Genomic DNA, 19461 nt, shown 5'->3' on the forward strand with positions numbered 1-19461 from the left:
GGTTTTCGTGTATATTGTAGCGATGGCACAGATGGCTCAAATCTCCTCGATTTCGAAACTGCACGGCAAAACGGCCCGTGTGGTTGAGCTCGCCATTACCACCAAAGCGCTGATTAAAACGATTACCCCGAAAACGATCACGAAACGCTGATCGTCCGTCGTGCCCGCTCATCTTCCCCGCGCGGTCACTGCGGGCAAAGATGCGGGGAAGTTTCCACTCGAAGGGTATGAAGTCATGAACGTAGGTCTCGTAGGTTGGCGCGGCATGGTCGGCAGCGTCCTGATGCAGCGTATGCAGCAGGAAGGCGATTTCGACTTGATCGAACCGGTGTTTTTCAGCACCAGCAACGCGGGCGGCAACGCGCCGTCGTTCGCCAAAAACGAGACCAAGCTCAAAGATGCGACAAGCATTGACGACCTGAAGAAGTGCGAAGCAATCATCTCCTGCCAGGGCGGCGACTACACGAACGAAGTGTTCCCGAAGCTGCGCGCGGCCGGCTGGAACGGCTACTGGATCGACGCGGCTTCGTCGCTGCGCATGAAGGACGACGCGGTCATCATTCTCGATCCGGTTAATCTCGACGTGATCAAGAACGCGCTGGTCAAGGGCCAAAAGAATTTCATCGGCGGTAACTGCACGGTCAGCCTGATGCTGATGGCGCTCGGCGGCCTGTTCCGCGAAAACCTCGTCGACTGGATGACGGCCATGACGTATCAGGCCGCCTCCGGCGCGGGCGCGCAGAACATGCGCGAACTGCTGTCGCAAATGGGCACGCTGCACGGCGCGGTGAAGAACGAACTCGCGGACCCGGCTTCGGCGATTCTCGATATCGACCGTCGCGTGCTCGAAGTCATGAACAGCGACAGCATGCCGACCGATCACTTCGGCGTGCCGCTCGCCGGCTCGCTGATTCCGTGGATCGACAAGGATCTCGGCAACGGCATGTCGAAGGAAGAGTGGAAGGGCGGCGCCGAAACCAACAAGATTCTCGGCAAGCCGGCCATGGGCGCGCCGGGTTCGATCCCGGTCGACGGCCTGTGCGTGCGGATCGGCGCGATGCGTTGCCACTCGCAGGCGCTGACCATCAAGCTGAACAAGGACGTGCCGCTTGACGAAGTGAACAGCATCCTCGCTTCGGGCAACGACTGGGTGAAGGTGGTGCCGAACGAACGCGAAGCGTCGATGCGCGATCTGTCGCCGGCAGTGGTGACGGGCACGCTGACGGTGCCGGTCGGCCGCGTTCGCAAGCTGGCCATGGGCGGCGAATATCTGTCGGCATTTACTGTCGGCGATCAGCTGTTGTGGGGCGCGGCCGAGCCGCTGCGCCGCATGCTTCGCATTGTGCTCGACAAGTAAAGTAAACTACGCGCTCACGACGCGTAGAAAACTCAAGAAGCGTCGCGCTTGCGCGGCGCTTTTTTCATTTGTGTGCTCCGATTATCTTGTCTCTTTATAACCGCAAAAAAGGGCCGCGCGCTGACGCGCCAGGAGTCCCGATGAAACCTCGACTCTCTTCCCTTCGGGCCATGTTTGCGCGCCCACGTACCGGCCGCCTCGCGGCCACGGCCGCTTTGGCGTTGATGCTGACGGGCGCCGGTTTGGGCAGCGCGATGGCCGCGCCCGGCGACGCCGCGAGCGCGCCCGAAGGCGCCACGGCATCTGCGGCTCAAGCCGCGTCGGCCTCTTATTCGGCGGGTGGGCAATACACGGTCAAGCCGGGGCAGTCGCTCAACGACGTGGCAATTGCCGTCACCCAATCACACGATCGCGCCACGCTCGCACGCGCGGCACGCGCTGTCTTCGACGCGAACCCGAACGCCTTCATGGGCCACGATCCGAGCCGGATGCGTCTGGGGGCGGTGCTGACGGTGCCGCCGCTGGACGCGTCGGGCGCAGTGGTTGCGGCGGCGGGTGCAACGCCAGCGGCTGCTGCTTCGGGGCCGGCGGCTGGCAGCGGGTCGTCGTCGAATGCTTCGGTCGCGGCGGCCGCGAGCGGCGCCGCGCAAGGCAATGCGGCGGCGAGCGCGCCAGGGGCGGAAACTCCCGCGACGCAGGCTGCGCCGTCGGCAGCGCCTGCGGTTCAGGCCAACGCCAATGGGGCATCGGACGCGGGTTCGGCAGCGTCGGCCGGGGCCGGCGCCGCGTCGTCGGAGGCTGCTGCTGGTGCGCAGCCGGCGTCCGCCGCGAGCGGCACGCATGTTTGGGCGGGGTCCGTCCAGCCGTCAGCGAGCGAAGCCGCCAGCGCGGGCACGGGTGCATCGCAGCCGCGCGCGCAGGTGTCGAGCTTGCAGCAACTGCTCGCGCTCAAGAATCGCGTGCTGATGGAGTTGCAGAAGCATGGCATCGGCGGCTCGCCCGCGGCGCCGGCTGTGCAGTCGTCGGCGAGCGGCGTGCAACCGGCGGCGGGCGCATCGGCCCCGGCTGTCGTGTCGGGTCATCCGGGCGCTGCTGTATCGACGTCGAACCAGGCCGGCCTTTCGCAGACGAACCTCGCCGTGGGCGCGGCGGTCGGCGCGGCGCTGGTCGTGCTGCTGACTGCGTTGCGTCTCGGTCGGCGTAAGCGCGAGCGTTTGGCCGACGCGCAGCGAGCGGAGGCGTCGGAGGCATCCGAGAAGGCTGCGGCGGCCAATGACACCGCGCCGGTAGTTCCGGCTGCTATTCCCGTTGACATCGCCAAACGCGACGAATCCCACGAACCCAACGCCGAAGACGCCGCGACCGCGCGGCACGCCGCAACGATGGCCGAGGCGGAGCGCGAAGCGGCTGAAGGCGACGCCGCCGCACGCGAAATGTCGGAGCGCATCGCGGCCGAGCGCGAAGCCGAAATCCGCACTGCAACCGCACGCGAGGCAGAGGCGAGCGAAGCGGCGGAGCAGGCGGCTGCGCAAGGCGCGGTGGAGCGCGAAGCGGCAGAACGCGCGGCAGCCGACGAGGCTGCGCATGACCGCGTCGCGGCTGAGCAGGACCTCGACGCAGCACGCCTGGCGGCTGAGCGTTCGACAGCGGAAAACGCTGCGACTGGCGCTAGCGCGAGCGAGGAAACCGCAGCCCAGCAAGCCGCAGCAGACGAGGCAACCGCAAGGCAAGCCCAACTCGCGTCGGAGCAGCCCGCAGCTCAACGCGTAGCGGCGCACGAGCCGGCATCGGAACAGGCAGATCGATCGGCGCCTCATGAACCATCGGCGGCTTTCGAACCGCACTCGCCGGAACAACCCGCTGCCTTCGACCAAAGCGGCCTCGCATCGGAAGAACATCGCCACAATCTGGACGACGCGACGACAGCCGCGAGCCTCGACGCCGCCGCCGAACTAGGCGCCGACGCGTTGCCGCGAGCGCCGCTCCAGCCGTTCAACGAGGCGTGGGAGCCCGAGCCGGTGTCCCATCGTCTGGAATGGGATGACGAGCCGTTGCCGCCCGAGCCGATGGAGCCGTCAATCCCAGAAGCGCCGACCACGAGCGCCCAAGTCGATCACGACCAGCCGCGCGCGCCCGCATCGGCGGAATTCCCGCGCGACGCGCTCACCGCGTTCGGCAGCCTCGATATGCCGTTGCCGCCGCGCGTGGGGTCGGCAGCCGACACCGTGAGCGCACCGCAGTCGCTAAGCAGCCAGCCCGTGGCGTCGCCGGAAGCCACCGCGCGTCAAGCGGTGCCGCCGCCGCCCAACGCCGAACAAGCGCCGCATGCCGCCGACGAAATCGCGGCCGGCACCGCCGGCCGTGGCGCCGTAGCGGGTCTCGGCGCGGGCACATTGGGCGCAGCGGGTTTCGGCGCGCTCAAGCTCGACTTCGACCTGGAACTCCCGCCGAGCCCCGCGCAGCCGCTGCCCGCGTTCACGCCGGCGGATCTTGCACGCATCGCGCGAAACAAGCTCGATCTGGCCGCCGAGTACATCGAACTGGGCGATCTGGCCGGCGCGCGCACGCTGATCAACGAAGTGATCGAAGCCAACGATCCGGCCACGCGCAACGATGCCCGCGCGTTGCTCTCGACGCTCGCTCCGTTGTCGTGAAGCGCATTGCTTTAGGCATTCAGTACGACGGTTCGGCGTTCTGCGGATGGCAGTCGCAGCCGCATGGCAACACGGTTCAGGACGAACTGGAACGGGCGCTGCGCGAGTTCGCACAGACGCCTGTGCATACCGTCGTCGCGGGCAGGACGGATACGGGCGTGCATGGCCTCGGCCAGGTCGTGCATTTCGATACCGAACTCGAGCGGGCCGACGTCTCATGGGTCCGCGGCACGAATACGTTTTTGCCCAAGACGATTTCCGTGCAATGGGCCAAGCCGATGCCCGAGGCGTTCCACGCGCGGTTTTCCGCGTTCGAGCGCACTTATTACTATCTGCTGTACGTGCATCCGGTGCGTTCGCCGATGCTGGCGGCGCGGGCGGGTTGGGTGCACACGCCGCTCGACATTGAAGCGATGCGGGCGGCGGCGGCTCATCTGATCGGCGAACACGACTTTTCGGCGTTCCGCTCGTCGCAATGCCAGGCGAAGACGCCGATCAAGCATCTGCATCAGATCGACATCGAACAGCACGGCGACTTTGTCCATTTCCGTTTCCGGGCGAACGCGTTTTTGCATCACATGGTGCGCAACCTGATGGGATGCCTGGTGTATATCGGCAAGAGGCGTCGTCCGGTCGAATGGATGGCCGAGGTGCTCGCGAGCCGCGATCGCGAGTCGGCGGCGCCGACCTTCATGCCGGACGGGTTGTATCTCGCGCAGGTGGGCTATCCTGAGCACTTCGAGGTGCCCGCGCCGCAGACCGGCAGCGTGCCGTGGAGCACCGTATGGAACGAGCAGGCACACACATGAGTTCGACTGAAAACCTCGCAGCAGCGTCAGAGTCAGATACCGGCGCCGCACAGCAAGCCGTGCCCCGGCGCACGCGCATCAAGCTGTGCGGCCTGTCGAATCCGGCCGACGTCAACCACGCGATCGAGTTGGGCGCGGACGCCATCGGCCTCGTGTTCTATCCGCCGAGTCCGCGCTCGGTGAGCGTCGCGCAGGCTGTCGAAATCATGCAGGATGTGCCGCCGTTCGTGTCGGTAGTCGGCTTGTTCGTGAATCCGTCGCCGGAATGGGTGCGCGAAGTGGTCAGCAACGTCGGGCTCTCGCTGTTGCAATTTCACGGCGACGAGACCGCCGAACAGTGCGAATCGCTCGCCGGCATTGCGGGTTTGCCTTGGTTGCGCGCGCTGCGCGTTGCGGCGGATACTCGACCGGCCGATTTGGTAGAATCGGCTCTCAACTATTCAGGCGCCAATGGCTTTCTGTTCGACACTCACGTCGAAGGCTATGGCGGCGGCGGGAAGGTTTTCGATTGGTCACTTATTCCAGCAGAGCTCGCGCGTCGGGCCGTTTTGAGTGGTGGGTTGAACGCGCAAAACGTCAGTGATGCGATCCATCGCGTGCGCCCGTACGCGGTCGATGTCTCGAGCGGCATCGAAGTGCCGGGCGCCAAGGGCGTGAAAGATCACGCCCGGATGGCGGCGTTCGTTCGCGCGGTGCGCGCAGCGGACGCCGGATGATTCCGCGGCGCGGCGCTCCAAAAAGCTCGCCGCGCGCCACGAAAAGAGTGATCCACATGTATAACTTGCCTGACGAAAGAGGCCATTTCGGCCAGTTTGGCGGCGTGTTCGTCGCCGAAACGCTGGTTCACGCGCTCGACGAGCTGCGCGCAGCCTACGAGAAATTCCAGAAAGATCCTGAGTTTGTCGCCGAGTACGAGCGCGAGCTGAAGTACTTCGTCGGCCGGCCTTCGCCGATTTATCACGCGCAGCGCTGGAGCGAGATGCTCGGCGGCGCGCAGATTTTTCTGAAGCGCGAGGACCTGAACCACACCGGCGCGCACAAGATCAACAACGTGATCGGCCAGGCGCTGCTCGCGAAGCGCATGGGCAAACCGCGCGTGATCGCCGAAACCGGCGCCGGGCAGCACGGTGTTGCCACCGCGACCATCGCCGCGCGTTTCGGCATGGAGTGCATCGTCTACATGGGCGCCGAAGACGTGCGCCGCCAGGCCGCCAACGTCTACCGCATGAAACTGCTGGGCGCGACCGTGGTGCCGGTCGAGTCGGGCTCGCGCACACTGAAAGACGCGCTGAACGAGGCCATGCGCGACTGGGTGACCAACGTCGAAAACACGTTCTACATCATTGGTACGGTGGCGGGGCCGCATCCTTACCCGATGATGGTGCGCGACTTCCAGCGCGTGATCGGTGACGAGTGCAAGGTGCAAATGCCCGAGCTCATCGGGCGGCAACCGGACGCGGTAATTGCGTGCGTCGGCGGCGGTTCGAACGCGATGGGCATCTTTTATCCGTATATCGACGACACTTCGGTGCAGTTGATCGGCGTCGAAGCGGCCGGCGACGGCATCGAGTCCGGTCGTCACGCCGCTTCGCTGATCGGCGGCAGCCCCGGCGTGCTGCACGGCAATCGCACGTATCTGCTGCAGGACGAGAACGGCCAGATCATCGAGACGCATTCGGTGTCCGCCGGCCTCGACTATCCGGGCGTCGGGCCCGAGCACGCGTGGCTAAAAGAGAGCAACCGCGCGCAATACGTCGGCATCACCGACGAAGAAGCGCTCAAGGCGTTCCACGACTGCTGCCGCATCGAGGGCATTATTCCGGCGCTGGAGTCGAGTCACGCGCTGGCTTACGCCACGAAGCTCGCGCCGACGCTGGCCAAAGACAAGCACCTGCTGGTGAACCTGTCCGGCCGCGGCGATAAGGACATGCACACGGTCGCGGAGCGATCGGGCATCCAGTTCTGAGCGCCGCCACGATGCGCGACGAGTTCGACGAGCCGCAGCCGGCGACCAGTGAAACGACGCCGGCCGGCGAGCTTCCGGCGCCCGACGCGCCTGGGCTGCTGTTGCCGCAGGTGCCCGCGGGCATCCAGTTGTTGAACCGCGATTTCTTGACCGATGTAGCGAATATTCCCGACGCGTCGATCGACCTGATTCTTTGCGACCCGCCATATGGGCTCGGCAAGGACTACGGCAACGACTCCGACATGCGCACCGGCGACGATTTTCTCGCCTGGACGCGTGGCTGGCTCGAGCTGGCTATCCCGAAGCTCAAGCCGTCGGGCTCGCTCTACATCTTCTGCACCTGGCAGTACGCGCCGGAAATCTTCAGCTTCCTGAAGACAAAGCTCACGATGATCAACGAAATCATCTGGGACCGGCGCGTGCCGAGCATGGGCGGAACGACGCGCCGATTCACCTCGGTGCACGACAACATCGGTTTCTTCGCGGTGTCGAAAGATTATTACTTCGACCTCGATCCCGTCCGCATCCCGTACGATGCCGTCACGAAGAAGGCGCGTTCGCGTAAATTGTTCGAAGGCAGTAAGTGGCTGGAGCTTGGCTATAATCCAAAGGACGTCTGGTCTGTATCGAGGCTGCATCGGCAACACGCCGAACGCGTCGATCATCCCACGCAAAAGCCTTTGGAGATTGTCGAGCGAATGGTGCTGGCCAGTTGTCCGAAGGGCGGCCGCGTGCTCGACCCTTTCATGGGCAGCGGCACCACCGCAGTCGCTTGCGCCCGCCAGCAGCGCGAATTCGTCGGCTATGAGATCAATGAAAGTTACTGCGCGATAGCGCGGGAACGCGTCAGCGCCGCTGCTGCCGCGCCCGCCGCGCGTCGGCCGGCCAAAGCCAAAGCGCAACGGCAAGCCGAAGTGCAATGACGCGACGCGCCGAGCGCAGTAGCTCAATCGAGAACAACTCCATGTCCCGTATCAAGAACACGTTCGCCGCACTGTCCGAGCAGGGCAAAAAAGGCCTGATTCCTTTCATGACGGCCGGCGACCCCGACCCCGCCCGCACGGTCGAATTCATGCATGCGCTCGCCGCCGGCGGCGCGGATGTCATCGAACTCGGTGTGCCGTTTTCCGATCCGATGGCGGACGGCCCCGTGATCCAGCAATCGTCCGAGCGGGCACTCGCACACGGCGTGTCGCTGCGCCATGTGATCGCCGATGTGAAACGCTTTCGCGAAACCAACGACACGACGCCGGTCGTGCTGATGGGCTACGCCAATCCGATCGAGCGCATGGGCACCGAAGCCTTCGCGCAGGCGGCGAAGGAAGCCGGCGTCGACGGCGTGCTGGTGGTCGACTATCCGCCCGAAGAATGCGCTAACTTCGCCGAAACAATGCGTTCGGCGGGGATCGATCCGATCTTTTTGCTGGCGCCCACGTCGACTGACGAGCGCATCGCCGAAGTCGGCAAGATCGCGAGCGGTTACGTCTATTACGTGTCGCTGAAAGGCGTGACTGGAGCGGCAAATCTGGACGTTTCCAGCATCGCGAGTAAAATCCCGGCGATCAAGTCGCGCGTGCCCCTACCGGTGGGCGTCGGTTTTGGCATCCGTGACGCGGAAACGGCGCGTCTCGTGGGCGAAGTTTCCGATGCCGTCGTGGTCGGTAGCCGTATCGTGCAATTGCTCGAGCAGGCGGCCCCCGAAACCGCTGTCGAAACGCTCACGCGTTTCATCGCAGAGGTGCGCGAGGCGCTCGATAGCGTCGCGACTGCCCGATAACAGTGATTTTGTCGTCTGTAGTGTGAGCGGCGGGTTCGTCCCGCCGTTTGCGCAACCGTTGACCCCAGAAGGATTCAATATGAGCTGGCTCGATAAGCTGCTGCCGCCAAAAATCAAACAAACCGACCCAAAGAGCCGCAAGGGGATTCCGGAAGGCCTGTGGATCAAGTGCCCGTCGTGCGAAGCCGTGCTGTATCGCAACGACGTCGAGGCCAATCTGCATGTTTGCCCGAAGTGCGATCACCACATGCGCATTGGCGCGCGCGAGCGGCTCGACGGCCTGCTGGACCCGGAAGGGCGCTATGAAATCGGCCAGGAAATCGTTCCGGTCGACGCGCTCAAGTTCAAGGACAGCCGCAAGTACCCGGACCGCCTGAAAGAGGCGATGGACGACACCGACGAAACCGACGCGATGGTCGTCATGGGCGGCGCGATCCACACGTTGCCGGTCGTCGTGGCCTGCTTCGAGTTCTCGTTCATGGGCGGCTCGATGGGCTCGGTGGTCGGCGAGCGCTTTGCGCGCGGCGCGCAGAACGCGCTCGAGCAAAAGGTGCCGTTTATCTGCTTCACCGCATCGGGCGGCGCGCGGATGCAGGAAAGCCTGCTCTCGCTGATGCAAATGGCCAAGACCACGGCGATGTTGACGAAGCTGGCCGAGGCCAAGCTGCCGTTCATCTCGGTGCTGACCGATCCGACCATGGGCGGCGTGTCCGCGAGTTTCGCGTTTCTCGGCGACGTCGTGATCGCCGAACCCAAGGCGCTGATCGGCTTCGCCGGCCCGCGCGTGATCGAACAGACCGTGCGCGAAAAGCTGCCTGAAGGCTTCCAGCGCGCGGAGTTTCTGCTGACGAAGGGTGCGATCGACATGATCGTGGACCGCCGCAAGCTGCGCGAGGAACTCGCTCAATTGATGGCGCTGTTGAGCCATCAGCCGGCGGACGCCGTCGCGTAAGCTGCGAAGGCCAACGACAGACGTCTTCGTCGTCGGGAAAAACGCAAAAAACAGCGCGCCGCTTGAGCAATCAAGCGGCGCGCTGTCATTTCCGGGATAATCACGGTCTCACATACTGCGCGAGGCCCTGCGCCGCGCATGTTTGCCACACCGCTCAATGATTTTCTCGCGATTCACCCGATGACCACATTCCCCACCCTCGACGCGTGGCTCACGCATCTCGAATCCGCGCATCCGGTCGGCATCGACATGGGGCTCGCGCGAATCAGCCAGGTTCGCGACGCGATGCAGTTCTCGTTTGCGTGCCCGGTCATCACGGTTGGCGGGACGAACGGCAAGGGCTCGACCTGCGCGATTCTCGAATCAATCCTGCTGCGCGCCGGTTTCACGGTGGGCTGTCACACGTCGCCGCATTTGCTGTCGTTCAACGAGCGCGCGCGGATCAACGGCCAGATGGCGAGCGACGCCGATCTGCTCGAGCACTTCGAGAAGGTCGAGGCCGCGCGTTCGAGCCTCGCCCAACCGGTGTCGCTAACGTATTTCGAATTCACGACGCTCGCGATCATGAGCCTGTTCGCGTCGCGCGGACTGGACGCGGTGATCTTCGAAGTGGGCCTCGGCGGGCGCCTCGACGCCGTCAATATTCTCGACACCGACTGCGCGATCATCACCAGTATCGACATCGATCACACCGAATATCTCGGCGACACGCGCGAGAAAATCGCGCTCGAAAAGGCGGGCATTTTCCGCCCCGGCAAGCCGGCGATCTGCGCGGACCCGGTGCCGCCGCAAACGCTGATCGACCACGCGGAGCAGATCGGCGCCGAACTGTGGCTATTCGGCCGCGATTTTCGCTATGAAGGCCAGGCCGGCAGCGAGCGTCAGCAATGGAATTACGTCGGCCCGACGCTGCGGCGCTCGGCGCTTGCCTATCCGGCGTTGCGCGGCGCGAATCAATTGATCAACACGTCCGCTGCATTGGCCGGACTCGAGGCGCTGCGCGACCGGTTGCCGGTTTCGGCCCAGGACATCCGGCTCGGGCTCGCGAACGTCGAGTTGCCTGGCCGTTTCCAGGTCCTGCCGGGCAAGCCGGCGGTCGTGCTGGACGTCGGCCACAATCCGCACGCGGCCGCGGTGCTGGGCCAGAATCTCGGCAATATGGGCTTTTTTCCGTACACCTATGGCGTGTTCGGCATGATGGGCGATAAAGACATCGCCGGCGTGCTCGCGCATCTCAAGGGCGAAATCGATCACTGGTGCGTGACCGATCTGCCCACGCCGCGAGCGGCCTCGGCCGGGCAACTGGAAGCCGCGTTGCGCGAGCAGGGCGTGGAAGACAGCGCCGACAGCAGCGTCACGCGTTACGCCAACCCCGCCGACGCGTACCAAGATGCGCTAAAGCGGGCGTCAGAGAATGATAGAATCGTGGTTTTCGGCAGTTTCTATACGGTAGCAGGCGTGATGGCCTACCGTAAATCGCAGCAACACTGAACGGGCGCCACGCTCGAACCAAGCGATTCATGGGAATTTTCTCGTTCGGCAAGAAAGACGACGCGCCAAGCCGGCGCGGCGCAAACACCAGTTCCACCCGGGCCGCCCGTAGCGAGCGCGTGGAGCGGCGGACCCGCCGCACCGAGCGCACCGTCGATGCCGATGCGATGCTGCTCGACCCCACGTTGCCGGAAAAGCAGCGCGCGCGGCGGCGGCTCGTCGGCGCGATCGCGATGGTCGTCGCGGCAGTGGTCGTCCTGCCGATGGTGCTTGACTCGCATCCGAAGCCCGTTACCGACGACATCTCCATCGACATTCCCAGTCGTCCCGCACCGAAACTCGCAAAGCACGAAATCGACACGCAGGCTGGCGTCGCGCCGGACAATCCGACGCCGGACGCGGCACTCGCCGCTTCCAGCCTCGCGCCGGCCGCGCAAGCGCCGTCGAAGGACACCAGGCGGGCCGACGCGAACGCAGCTTCGGCGTCCGCCGCGAAGCCTGCTACGAAGCCGCAGGCGCCCGCCGTCGCAGCGAACACCGCGCCGACACCGGCGCCCGCCACATCGACAGCGCCTGCCGTGACGGCCAAGCCGACCAGCAAGCCGGCGACCCGCAGCAATGCCACGGCCGCCGCGCCATCCGCGGACGAAAGCAACGTCGCCGCGAGTGCAGACGCGAATTCGGGCACGCCGGCCTCGCCGCCGGGCAACCGTTTCGCCGTCCAGCTCGGCGCTTTTGCAAACGACGCCAATGCGCGCAACTGGGCAAGCAAGTTGAAAGCGGCGGGAGTGCCCGCATATACCGAACATCGGAAGCAGGCTGACGGCTCGACGCTCACGCTGTTGCGCGCCGGACCATTCGCGGATCGCGCGGCGGCAGGCGCCGCCATCGCGAAGGTTCGCGAGGCGGGTCTGGGTTCGGGCACGAACAACGGCGCTGGCCAGTAAAGCGAGCGATGTTCACTGCCTTCGACTACGCTGTAATGGCGGTGATCGGTTTGTCGGCCTTGCGCGGCACATGGCGCGGGTTTTTGTCCGAGGTGTTCGGGCTGATCGGCTGGATCGCGGCGTTTTTCATTGCCTGCCGCTTCGTCGGTTATGTCGTGCCGTATATCCCGTCCACGTGGCCGGGCGGCGCGCTGACCCAGTGGCTGTTGGCCTTCGCGCTGGTGGCGATCGGCGTGGTGCTGGTGGCGAGCGTGCTGAATGCGCTCCTGAGCCGCATCGTGCAGGCTTCCGGCTTGAGCGGCGTGGACCGCTCGCTCGGTTTGATGTTCGGCCTCGTACGAGGGGTCGTTCTGGTGCTGATTCTGGTCGCCCTCGGAGGCCTGACCGAACTGCCCCAACAGGAATTCTGGCGCAACGCCTTGCTGCGGCCATATGCGGTAGAGGGCGTGCACGTAATGAAACCGCTGCTTCCGGAAACGCTCGCTGCGTACGTCCGCGTGTGACGATCAGTTAAGCGAAAAGGGAACGCGGCAGGACTCCGGCTCAAACCGGTTGCCTTGTCATCATGTCGCGAACCGTCGCGGCATATCGCGCGCGCTTCGCGAGGCACCGGCCGCTCTGACGAATTTCGTACCTTTGAAGGACATGCCATGTGCGGCATCGTAGGCGTAGTTTCCCATTCTCCGGTCAACCAGCTGATCTATGACAGCCTGCTGCTTTTGCAGCACCGCGGTCAGGACGCCGCCGGCATCGCGACAGCGAACGGCAGCAATTTCCACATGCACAAGGCCAACGGCATGGTGCGCGACGTGTTCCGCACGCGCAACATGCGCAGCCTGCCGGGCAACACCGGCATCGGCCAGGTGCGCTACCCGACGGCCGGCTCGGCGTCGAGCGAAGAAGAAGCGCAGCCGTTCTACGTGAACGCGCCGTTCGGCATCATCCTCGCGCACAACGGCAATCTGACCAACTGGCAGCAGTTGAAAGATGAGATGTTCCGCATCGACCGCCGCCACATCAACACCAATTCCGACACGGAAGTCATGCTCAACGTGCTCGCGCACGAATTGCAGCTTTCGAGCTCGGGCCTGCAGCTCGATCCGGCGGCGCTCTTCAAGGCGGTGTCGGGCGTGCATCGGCGGGTGCGGGGTTCGTATGCGATTGTTTCGCTGATCGCCGGTTACGGCCTGCTCGCTTTCCGCGACCCGTTCGGCATTCGCCCGCTGTGTCTCGGCAAGCAGGAGACGGCGGAAGGCGTCGAATGGATTCTGGCGTCGGAGTCGGTGGCGATCGAAGGTATCGGCTTCGAATTCGTACGCGACGTGGCGCCGGGCGAAGCGGTGTTTATCGACCTCGACGGCAACCTGCATTCGCAGCAATGCGCGACGAGCCCGAGCCTGAACCCGTGCATTTTCGAACTCGTGTATCTCGCGCGTCCGGACTCGGTGCTCGACGGCGTGCCGGTTTATAACGTGCGTCTGCGCATGGGCGATTACCTCGCCGAGAAAATCAGGCGCGAATTGCCCGACGTCGCGATCGACGTCGTCATGCCGATTCCCGATTCGTCCCGTCCGGCCGCGATGCAGGTCGCGAAGAAGCTGGGCGTCGAGTATCGCGAAGGCTTCTTCAAGAACCGTTACGTGGGCCGCACCTTCATCATGCCGGGCCAGGCGGTGCGCAAGAAGTCGGTGCGCCAGAAGCTCAACGCAATGGGCATCGAGTTCAAGGGCAAGAACGTGCTGATCGTCGACGATTCCATCGTGCGCGGTACCACCTCGCATGAAATCGTGCAGATGGCGCGCGATGCCGGCGCGAACAAGGTGATCTTCGCTTCGGCGGCGCCGCCGGTGAAGTTCCCGAACGTCTACGGTATCGACATGCCGACGCGCGGCGAACTGGTCGCGCATGGCCGCTCGGACGAAGAAGTCGCGCGCATGATCGGCGCGGATCATCTCGTGTATCAGGACGTCGACGCCCTCAAGCAGGCCGTGCGCGACATCAATCCGGCGCTGAAGGAGTTCGAGGCTTCGTGCTTCGACGGCAACTACGTGACCGGCGACGTGACGACCGAGTATCTCGACCGCATCGAAACCGCGCGTCTCGCGCCGTCGTCGCAATCGGATCGCGATGCCGCGAGCGAAGCCATCGACGGCGGCGGTCCCGCTCGCTCGCAGTTGCACTTGCAGTTGTCGGTAGGTTAAATGCCGAGCGCGCGTTCGCGGCATCGCGTGCGTCGCTGCACGCCGCGCCGCGAGCGTGTTAGCATGATGGCTTGCGTCGATTTGATCTCAGCTTGCGGACGCGGGGCAACCCGAAACAGCTAAAGCGAATGGTGGAAAAGCCGCACTTGTCCGCCTCCGCTCCAGCTTTCCCCGCACATGAAGCCCGTTTGTACCGACGCAAAAAGCGCCGGCGCAAAGCGGGCTTTTTTGTTACTGCCGTTCGACCACGCGGTCTGGTTGCATGACGCAAACCGCGCGCCGAATGCAGTCATGGAACTTTGGAAACCACAACGACTATGGACGACTCCCTGAACTTCGATACGCTGGCAGTCCGCTCCGGCACGGTGCGCAGCGACTTCAACGAGCATTCCGAAGCGATCTTCCTCACTTCGAGCTTCGTCTTCGCGAGTGCCGCGGACGCGGCCGAGCGCTTCAAGAAGTCCGAGGACTATTACACGTACTCGCGTTTCACGAACCCGACCGTCTCGATGTTCCAGGACCGTCTGGCCGCGCTCGAAGGCGGCGAAGCCTGCATGGCGACGGCTTCGGGAATGGCCGCGATCATGTCGGTGGTGATGTCCACGCTGCAGGCCGGCGACCATCTGGTCAGCTCGCAGGCGCTGTTCGGCTCGACGCTCGGCATGTTCTCGCAAATCTTCAGCAAGTTCGGCATCACGACCACGTTTGTCGATCCGACCGATCTCAATGCGTGGAAAAACGCGGTGCGTCCCGAGACGAAGATGTTCTTCCTCGAAACGCCGTCGAATCCGCTGACCGAGATTGCCGACATCGAGGCGATCAGCAAGATCGCGAAGGCGGCGAATGCGCTCTTCGTCGTGGATAACTGTTTTTGCAGCCCGGCGTTGCAGCAGCCGCTGAAGCTCGGCGCGGACGTGGTCATGCATTCGGCCACCAAGTTCCTCGACGGCCAGGGGCGCGTGCTCGGCGGCGCGCTGGTCGGCTCGAAGAAGTTCATCATGGAAAAGGTCTTTCCGTTCGTGCGCAGCGCCGGGCCGACGCTGTCCGCGTTCAACGCGTGGGTGCTGCTCAAGGGCCTGGAAACGTTGTCGCTGCGCGTCGAAAAGCAGTCGGCGAATGCGCTTGAACTCGCGCGCTGGCTCGACTCGCATCCTGCCGTGAAGCGCGTGTTCTATCCTGGCCTCGAATCGCATCCGCAGCACGCGCTGGCCATGCGTCAGCAGAAGGCGGGCGGCGCGATTGTTTCGTTCGAGTTGAGGGGCGACACGCCCGAGCAGATGCGCGCGAACGCGTGGCGCGTGATCGACAGCACGAAGATTTGCTCGATCACGGGCAACCTCGGCGACACGCGCACGACCATCACGCATCCGGCGACGACAACGCATGGCCGGGTGACGCCCGAAGCGCGAGAAGCGGCCGGCATCACCGAGGGCCTGATTCGTCTCGCGGTGGGATTGGAGAATCCGGCGGATATTCGCGCCGATCTGGAGCGCGGCCTCGCTGGCTGAGTGCTGAGTTATCGCAGAGAGTAGGTATAGGGCGCGCTGAGCTTATTGGCCAGCGCGCTTTTTTATGCGGCAAGGTTTGATGCTTCGATGGGGCCGCGCCTGGTAAGTCGCCTGAAGCTCAAGGCTCTCGAACTAAAACCCTCAATGCCGCAACGCGCGCCACTGCCCAGGCGCTAACCCGAACCGTCGCGTGAATGCGTGCGTATAAGCGCTCTGATCGCCGAAACCGATGTCGAGCGCGATGTCCGCCAGCGAAAGCCGCGGATCGGCGAGCAGCGTGAGCGACGTATCGAGCCGCAGCCGCTGCAAATAGCGATGCGGCGTTTCGCCGAACGCGTCGATAAAAAGTTGATGGAAGCGCCGCATGCTGAAGCCGCAATGCGCGGCAAGGTCGGCAATACGCAGCGGTTCGGACAGATGCGCGCGCAACCAGCGGTCGATCCGCGCGAAGTCGAGCCCGGCCGCGGGCGCTTCCGCGCCTTGCATGCCGGCGCCGGCAATCAACGCTGCGCCGAGGCGCGCAGCCGCGTCCCAATGAAAACGCCGCACATCGAGATCGTCCGCCGGCGCGTCGTGCGTGTCGTCCACGCCCTGCGCCGCGTGTGACGCAATGCGCTGCACGAGTTCGGTAAACGGTGCATCGACGATAACAGCCCGTGCCCGGTCGAACAATCGCTCGGGCACGGCGAGCGTCGCGGCCGGCAAGTCCAGCACCAACTGCCGGTTTTCGCCGAGCCCCGCGTAATCGTGCCGCGCGCCTGCTGGAATCAGCCACGCGCAGCGCGCGTCGATTCGTTGCGCGACGCCGTCCACCGCCATCACCATCGCGCCGTCGAGTCCGAGCACGACCTGGTGGAAGTCGTGCACGTCCGACGCCTGCGACGCGCCGAAGCGGCGCAGCGAAACGCTAGGTGCGGTAACGGCGGCGTGCGTCATCGAAAATCAGGCAACAGACCAGCGGCGAAACGGATGGCCGAAGCCTCAAACGTCGAGCAGTTCGACTTCGAACACGAGCGTCGCATTCGGCGGAATCACGCCGCCCGCGCCGCGCACGCCGTAGCCGAGTTGCGGCGGAATGGTCAGCTTGCGCGTGCCGCCGACCTTCATGCCTTGCACGCCTTCGTCCCAGCCCTTGATGACCATGCCGCCGCCGAGCACGAACGCGAACGGATCGTTGCGATCCTTGCTCGAGTCGAACTTCTGGCCGTCGGTCAGCCAGCCGGTGTAATGCACGCTGACGGTCTTGCCAGCAACCGCTTCCGCGCCCGTTCCTTCAACGATGTCTTCATACTTCAAGCCGGATTCGGTAGTCACAGTCGACATATGTCGCTCCTTGGTTCACAAACGTAAAACCGACATTGTAGGCGCGTTGACGCAGGCCAGTCGAACAGCGCGGCGTGGCACGCGGATTGCGGCCAGCAATAGCCATCCGGCCAGGCTGGTGGCGTCCGGTGGCATGCCTATAATGGGACTTTCCCAATCATGATGCATTGCCTGAGAGGTCGATCGTGACAACGTCTACAACGGGAACGGCCGGGGCAACCGGGACCCAGCCGGCGGCTTCCACGTTCGCCGTATCCGAACGCACCGCGCATCTGCGCGCCGAAGCCGCGCTTTTCATGCGCGACCATGTGTTGTCCCTGGTGTCGCACGACTTGCGCGGTCCGTTGAACGCTATTCATAGCTGGGCTTATGTGCTGGAACGCAAGCTCGACCCCAACGATCCGAATTCGCAGCGTGCCGTTACCGGCATTCGCAACGGTGTCGATCAACAGGTGAAGTTGCTCGAAACGGTCGTCGACGCCACGCGCGCCGAAACGAAATCGCTCGCGCTCGCGTATGCACCGTTTCCGCTGCATCCGCTGCTGGACGAAACCGCGGAAGAAGTGCGCTCGGGCCTCGCGCGCACGCGCGGCGTCGAAGTCGTCGTCAATTCTCAACTCGGCACCGAGCAACTGAATGGCGACCGCGAGCGCCTCGCCGCCGCGTTATGGATGATGCTCACCTTTGCGGTCGAATCGAGCGCGCAAGACTCGGCTGTCACGCTTGAAGCGCGTGCGGATGCAACGGCCTGGCATGCCGCGGTCACGTACGAGGCGAGCGCCGCGCTGGTCGATGCGTCGCTGCCTCATCTGCTCGAAGCGTTTGCGCGGAAGCAGGCTCGCGAGCCGCGCGAAGCCAATCGCATCGCGTGGGTGCTCGCGCTGTGCAAGCGCGTCGCGGAAGCGCATGGCGGCGGCTTCGAGCAACAGGACGCCACCGACGCCGCTCCCGCCACCCTGTCGTTGCGCGTTCCGTTGAGCGCCCCGGCAGCGCGATGAACGCTTGCAGCGCTTACGGCGCTTACGGCACTTACTCATGGCACGCGTCATCGGCGATTAACTTTTCGACGAGCTTTCACCCTCTATACTGACAACTTTTGTTGCCGGAGCCCGCCGCTTTGATCCAGGTTGTCGCCCTTCTCGGGGCATTGCTTCTCGTCGCCCTCAACGGTTTCTTCGTTGCCGCCGAATTCGGCCTGGTCAAGTTACGGCAGACGCGCGTGCGCAGTCTCGCCGAACACCACGGCATGCGCGGGCGCCTGCTCGCCAAGGTGCATGGCCGCCTCGACGCGTATCTGTCCGCGTGTCAGTTGGGCATTACGCTCGCCTCGCTCGGGCTTGGCTGGATCGGCGAGCCCGCGTTTGCCGAACTGCTGACGCCGCTCTTCAGCATCGCCGGTGTGCAGTCCGAGCAGTTGATTCACGGCATTTCGCTGTTCTTCGCGTTTTCGTGCATTTCGTTTCTGCATATCGTGGTCGGCGAACTCGCGCCGAAGTCGCTCGCAATTCGCGAAGCGGAAAAGGTCTCGCTATGGGCCGCCACGCCGCTCTATGGTTTTTATTGGGCGATGTATCCGGCGATCTGGCTGCTCAACACGAGCGCGAACGCGGTCCTCAAACTCGCCGGCCTGCACGCGGAGCATGCGCACGACTCGCATTATTCGACCGACGAACTGAAGCTCATCCTGCGCAGCCGCCGCAATGTCGCGTCGGAGCGCGGCGCGCCGGAAGACGCGTACAGCCAGGACGAGTGGAACACCATCGCGCATTCGCTGGATTTTTCGCGCATGACCGTGTCGGACCTGATGCGTCCGGCCTACGAAATGATCGGCCTGCGCGTCGATCTGCCGTTGCGTGAAAACATGCAGGTGGTCGCGCGGCATCGCTTCAGCCGCTACCCGCTTTTCGAGGATGCGTCTGGCGAACGCGTGGCCGGCATGATCCACCTGAAGGACTTGCTGCTCGCGCGCCATGCCGGCAGCACGCTCGACGATCTGTCGCACTACGCGCGGCCCGTTCAATACGTGAAGCCCGATATGCCGGCACTCGAACTGTTTCGCCGATTCCGCAAGGGCGCGCCGCATTTCGCGCTGGTGGGCCACAAGAATTCGAAGCCCATTGGTTTTCTCACGCTCGACAATCTGCTCGGCGCGCTAGTCGGCCAGATTCACGACGAATTCCGCCAGGGCGACGCCGACTGGTCGCGCATGGACGACGGCACGTTGATGGGCAAGGGCAGCTTGCCGGTCGTGTCGCTCGAACGCGCACTGGGCATCGACATCGACGAAGGCAAGGCCGAATCCGTTGGCGGCCTCGTGATTCAGGCGCTCAACGATTTGCCGACCGAAGGGCAGCGCGTCGAATTCGACCGCTTCGACGTGGTCGTGAAAAAGATGAAGGGACCGCGCATCGTGCTCGTGCGCGTGTACCCCAAGGTGTTCGACGACGAAGGCGGTTAGCGAAAGCGCTAAACCCGC

The 19461-nt window shown here is 64.3% G+C and carries 17 protein-coding genes; 15 read left to right on the top strand and 2 right to left on the bottom strand.

Annotated features, from left to right (window positions below):
* The first annotated feature begins 235 nt into the window (after positions 1-235).
* The 13 genes from asd (at position 236) to BGRAMDRAFT_RS05155 (ending at position 15662) form a co-directional block, all read left to right on the top strand.
* Entirely contained in the window at positions 236-1357 is a 1122-nt protein-coding gene (gene asd, locus BGRAMDRAFT_RS05095; protein WP_006047598.1) for an aspartate-semialdehyde dehydrogenase, read from the top strand.
* Between the two features lie 140 nt (positions 1358-1497).
* Positions 1498-4011 (top strand): FimV/HubP family polar landmark protein, encoded by a 2514-nt coding sequence (locus tag BGRAMDRAFT_RS05100; protein WP_006047599.1) that lies wholly within the window; start codon positions 1498-1500, stop codon positions 4009-4011.
* On the top strand, positions 4008-4820 hold the full coding sequence (truA, locus tag BGRAMDRAFT_RS05105) for a tRNA pseudouridine(38-40) synthase TruA (protein WP_006047600.1): 813 nt from the start codon (positions 4008-4010) through the stop codon (positions 4818-4820). The genes BGRAMDRAFT_RS05100 and truA overlap by 4 nt, the downstream gene beginning before the upstream one ends.
* Entirely contained in the window at positions 4817-5536 is a 720-nt protein-coding gene (locus BGRAMDRAFT_RS05110) for a phosphoribosylanthranilate isomerase (protein WP_044020329.1), read from the top strand. The genes truA and BGRAMDRAFT_RS05110 overlap by 4 nt, the downstream gene beginning before the upstream one ends.
* Positions 5537-5592: 56 nt before the next feature.
* Complete coding sequence (trpB, locus tag BGRAMDRAFT_RS05115) at positions 5593-6786, top strand: tryptophan synthase subunit beta (protein ID WP_029971417.1); 1194 nt, start codon at positions 5593-5595, stop codon at positions 6784-6786.
* 11 nt (positions 6787-6797) lie between these two features.
* Entirely contained in the window at positions 6798-7709 is a 912-nt protein-coding gene (locus BGRAMDRAFT_RS05120) for a DNA-methyltransferase (RefSeq protein WP_006047603.1), read from the top strand.
* A 41-nt stretch (positions 7710-7750) separates the two neighbouring features.
* On the top strand, positions 7751-8563 hold the full coding sequence (gene trpA / locus BGRAMDRAFT_RS05125) for a tryptophan synthase subunit alpha (RefSeq protein ID WP_006047604.1): 813 nt from the start codon (positions 7751-7753) through the stop codon (positions 8561-8563).
* A gap of 79 nt (positions 8564-8642) precedes the next feature.
* A complete protein-coding gene (gene accD / locus BGRAMDRAFT_RS05130) occupies positions 8643-9515 on the top strand; it encodes an acetyl-CoA carboxylase, carboxyltransferase subunit beta (RefSeq protein WP_006047605.1) in 873 nt (290 codons plus the stop codon).
* 180 nt (positions 9516-9695) lie between these two features.
* The gene (gene folC / locus BGRAMDRAFT_RS05135) at positions 9696-11006 is read left to right on the top strand and encodes a bifunctional tetrahydrofolate synthase/dihydrofolate synthase (protein WP_029971420.1); all 1311 of its coding nucleotides are present in this window, start codon (positions 9696-9698) and stop codon (positions 11004-11006) included.
* Positions 11007-11035: 29 nt separating this feature from the next.
* Positions 11036-11953 (top strand): SPOR domain-containing protein, encoded by a 918-nt coding sequence (locus tag BGRAMDRAFT_RS05140; protein WP_006047607.1) that lies wholly within the window; start codon positions 11036-11038, stop codon positions 11951-11953.
* An 8-nt stretch (positions 11954-11961) separates the two neighbouring features.
* Entirely contained in the window at positions 11962-12456 is a 495-nt protein-coding gene (locus BGRAMDRAFT_RS05145; protein WP_006047608.1) for a CvpA family protein, read from the top strand.
* Between the two features lie 147 nt (positions 12457-12603).
* Positions 12604-14154 carry an amidophosphoribosyltransferase gene (gene purF / locus BGRAMDRAFT_RS05150; protein WP_006047609.1) on the top strand — a complete coding sequence of 517 codons (1551 nt, stop codon included), beginning with the start codon at positions 12604-12606 and terminating at the stop codon, positions 14152-14154.
* A 317-nt stretch (positions 14155-14471) separates the two neighbouring features.
* Complete coding sequence (locus BGRAMDRAFT_RS05155) at positions 14472-15662, top strand: O-succinylhomoserine sulfhydrylase (RefSeq protein WP_006047610.1); 1191 nt, start codon at positions 14472-14474, stop codon at positions 15660-15662.
* Positions 15663-15803: 141 nt separating this feature from the next.
* Here BGRAMDRAFT_RS05155 and BGRAMDRAFT_RS05160 read toward each other — a convergent pair whose 3' ends face one another.
* Positions 15804-16598, bottom strand: a complete 795-nt coding sequence (locus BGRAMDRAFT_RS05160; protein ID WP_006047611.1) for an AraC family transcriptional regulator — start codon at positions 16596-16598, stop codon at positions 15804-15806.
* Positions 16599-16643: 45 nt separating this feature from the next.
* On the bottom strand, positions 16644-16985 hold the full coding sequence (locus BGRAMDRAFT_RS05165) for an FKBP-type peptidyl-prolyl cis-trans isomerase (RefSeq protein WP_006047612.1): 342 nt from the start codon (positions 16983-16985) through the stop codon (positions 16644-16646).
* A gap of 185 nt (positions 16986-17170) precedes the next feature.
* Between BGRAMDRAFT_RS05165 and BGRAMDRAFT_RS05170 the strand changes: the two genes are divergently transcribed.
* Positions 17171-17983 carry a sensor histidine kinase gene (locus BGRAMDRAFT_RS05170; RefSeq protein ID WP_006047613.1) on the top strand — a complete coding sequence of 271 codons (813 nt, stop codon included), beginning with the start codon at positions 17171-17173 and terminating at the stop codon, positions 17981-17983.
* Between the two features lie 119 nt (positions 17984-18102).
* Positions 18103-19443, top strand: a complete 1341-nt coding sequence (locus BGRAMDRAFT_RS05175) for a hemolysin family protein (protein WP_006047614.1) — start codon at positions 18103-18105, stop codon at positions 19441-19443.
* The last annotated feature ends 18 nt before the right edge of the window (positions 19444-19461 follow it).

The sequence above is a fragment of the Paraburkholderia graminis C4D1M genome (assembly GCF_000172415.1).
GTDB classification, from domain to species: domain Bacteria; phylum Pseudomonadota; class Gammaproteobacteria; order Burkholderiales; family Burkholderiaceae; genus Paraburkholderia; species Paraburkholderia graminis.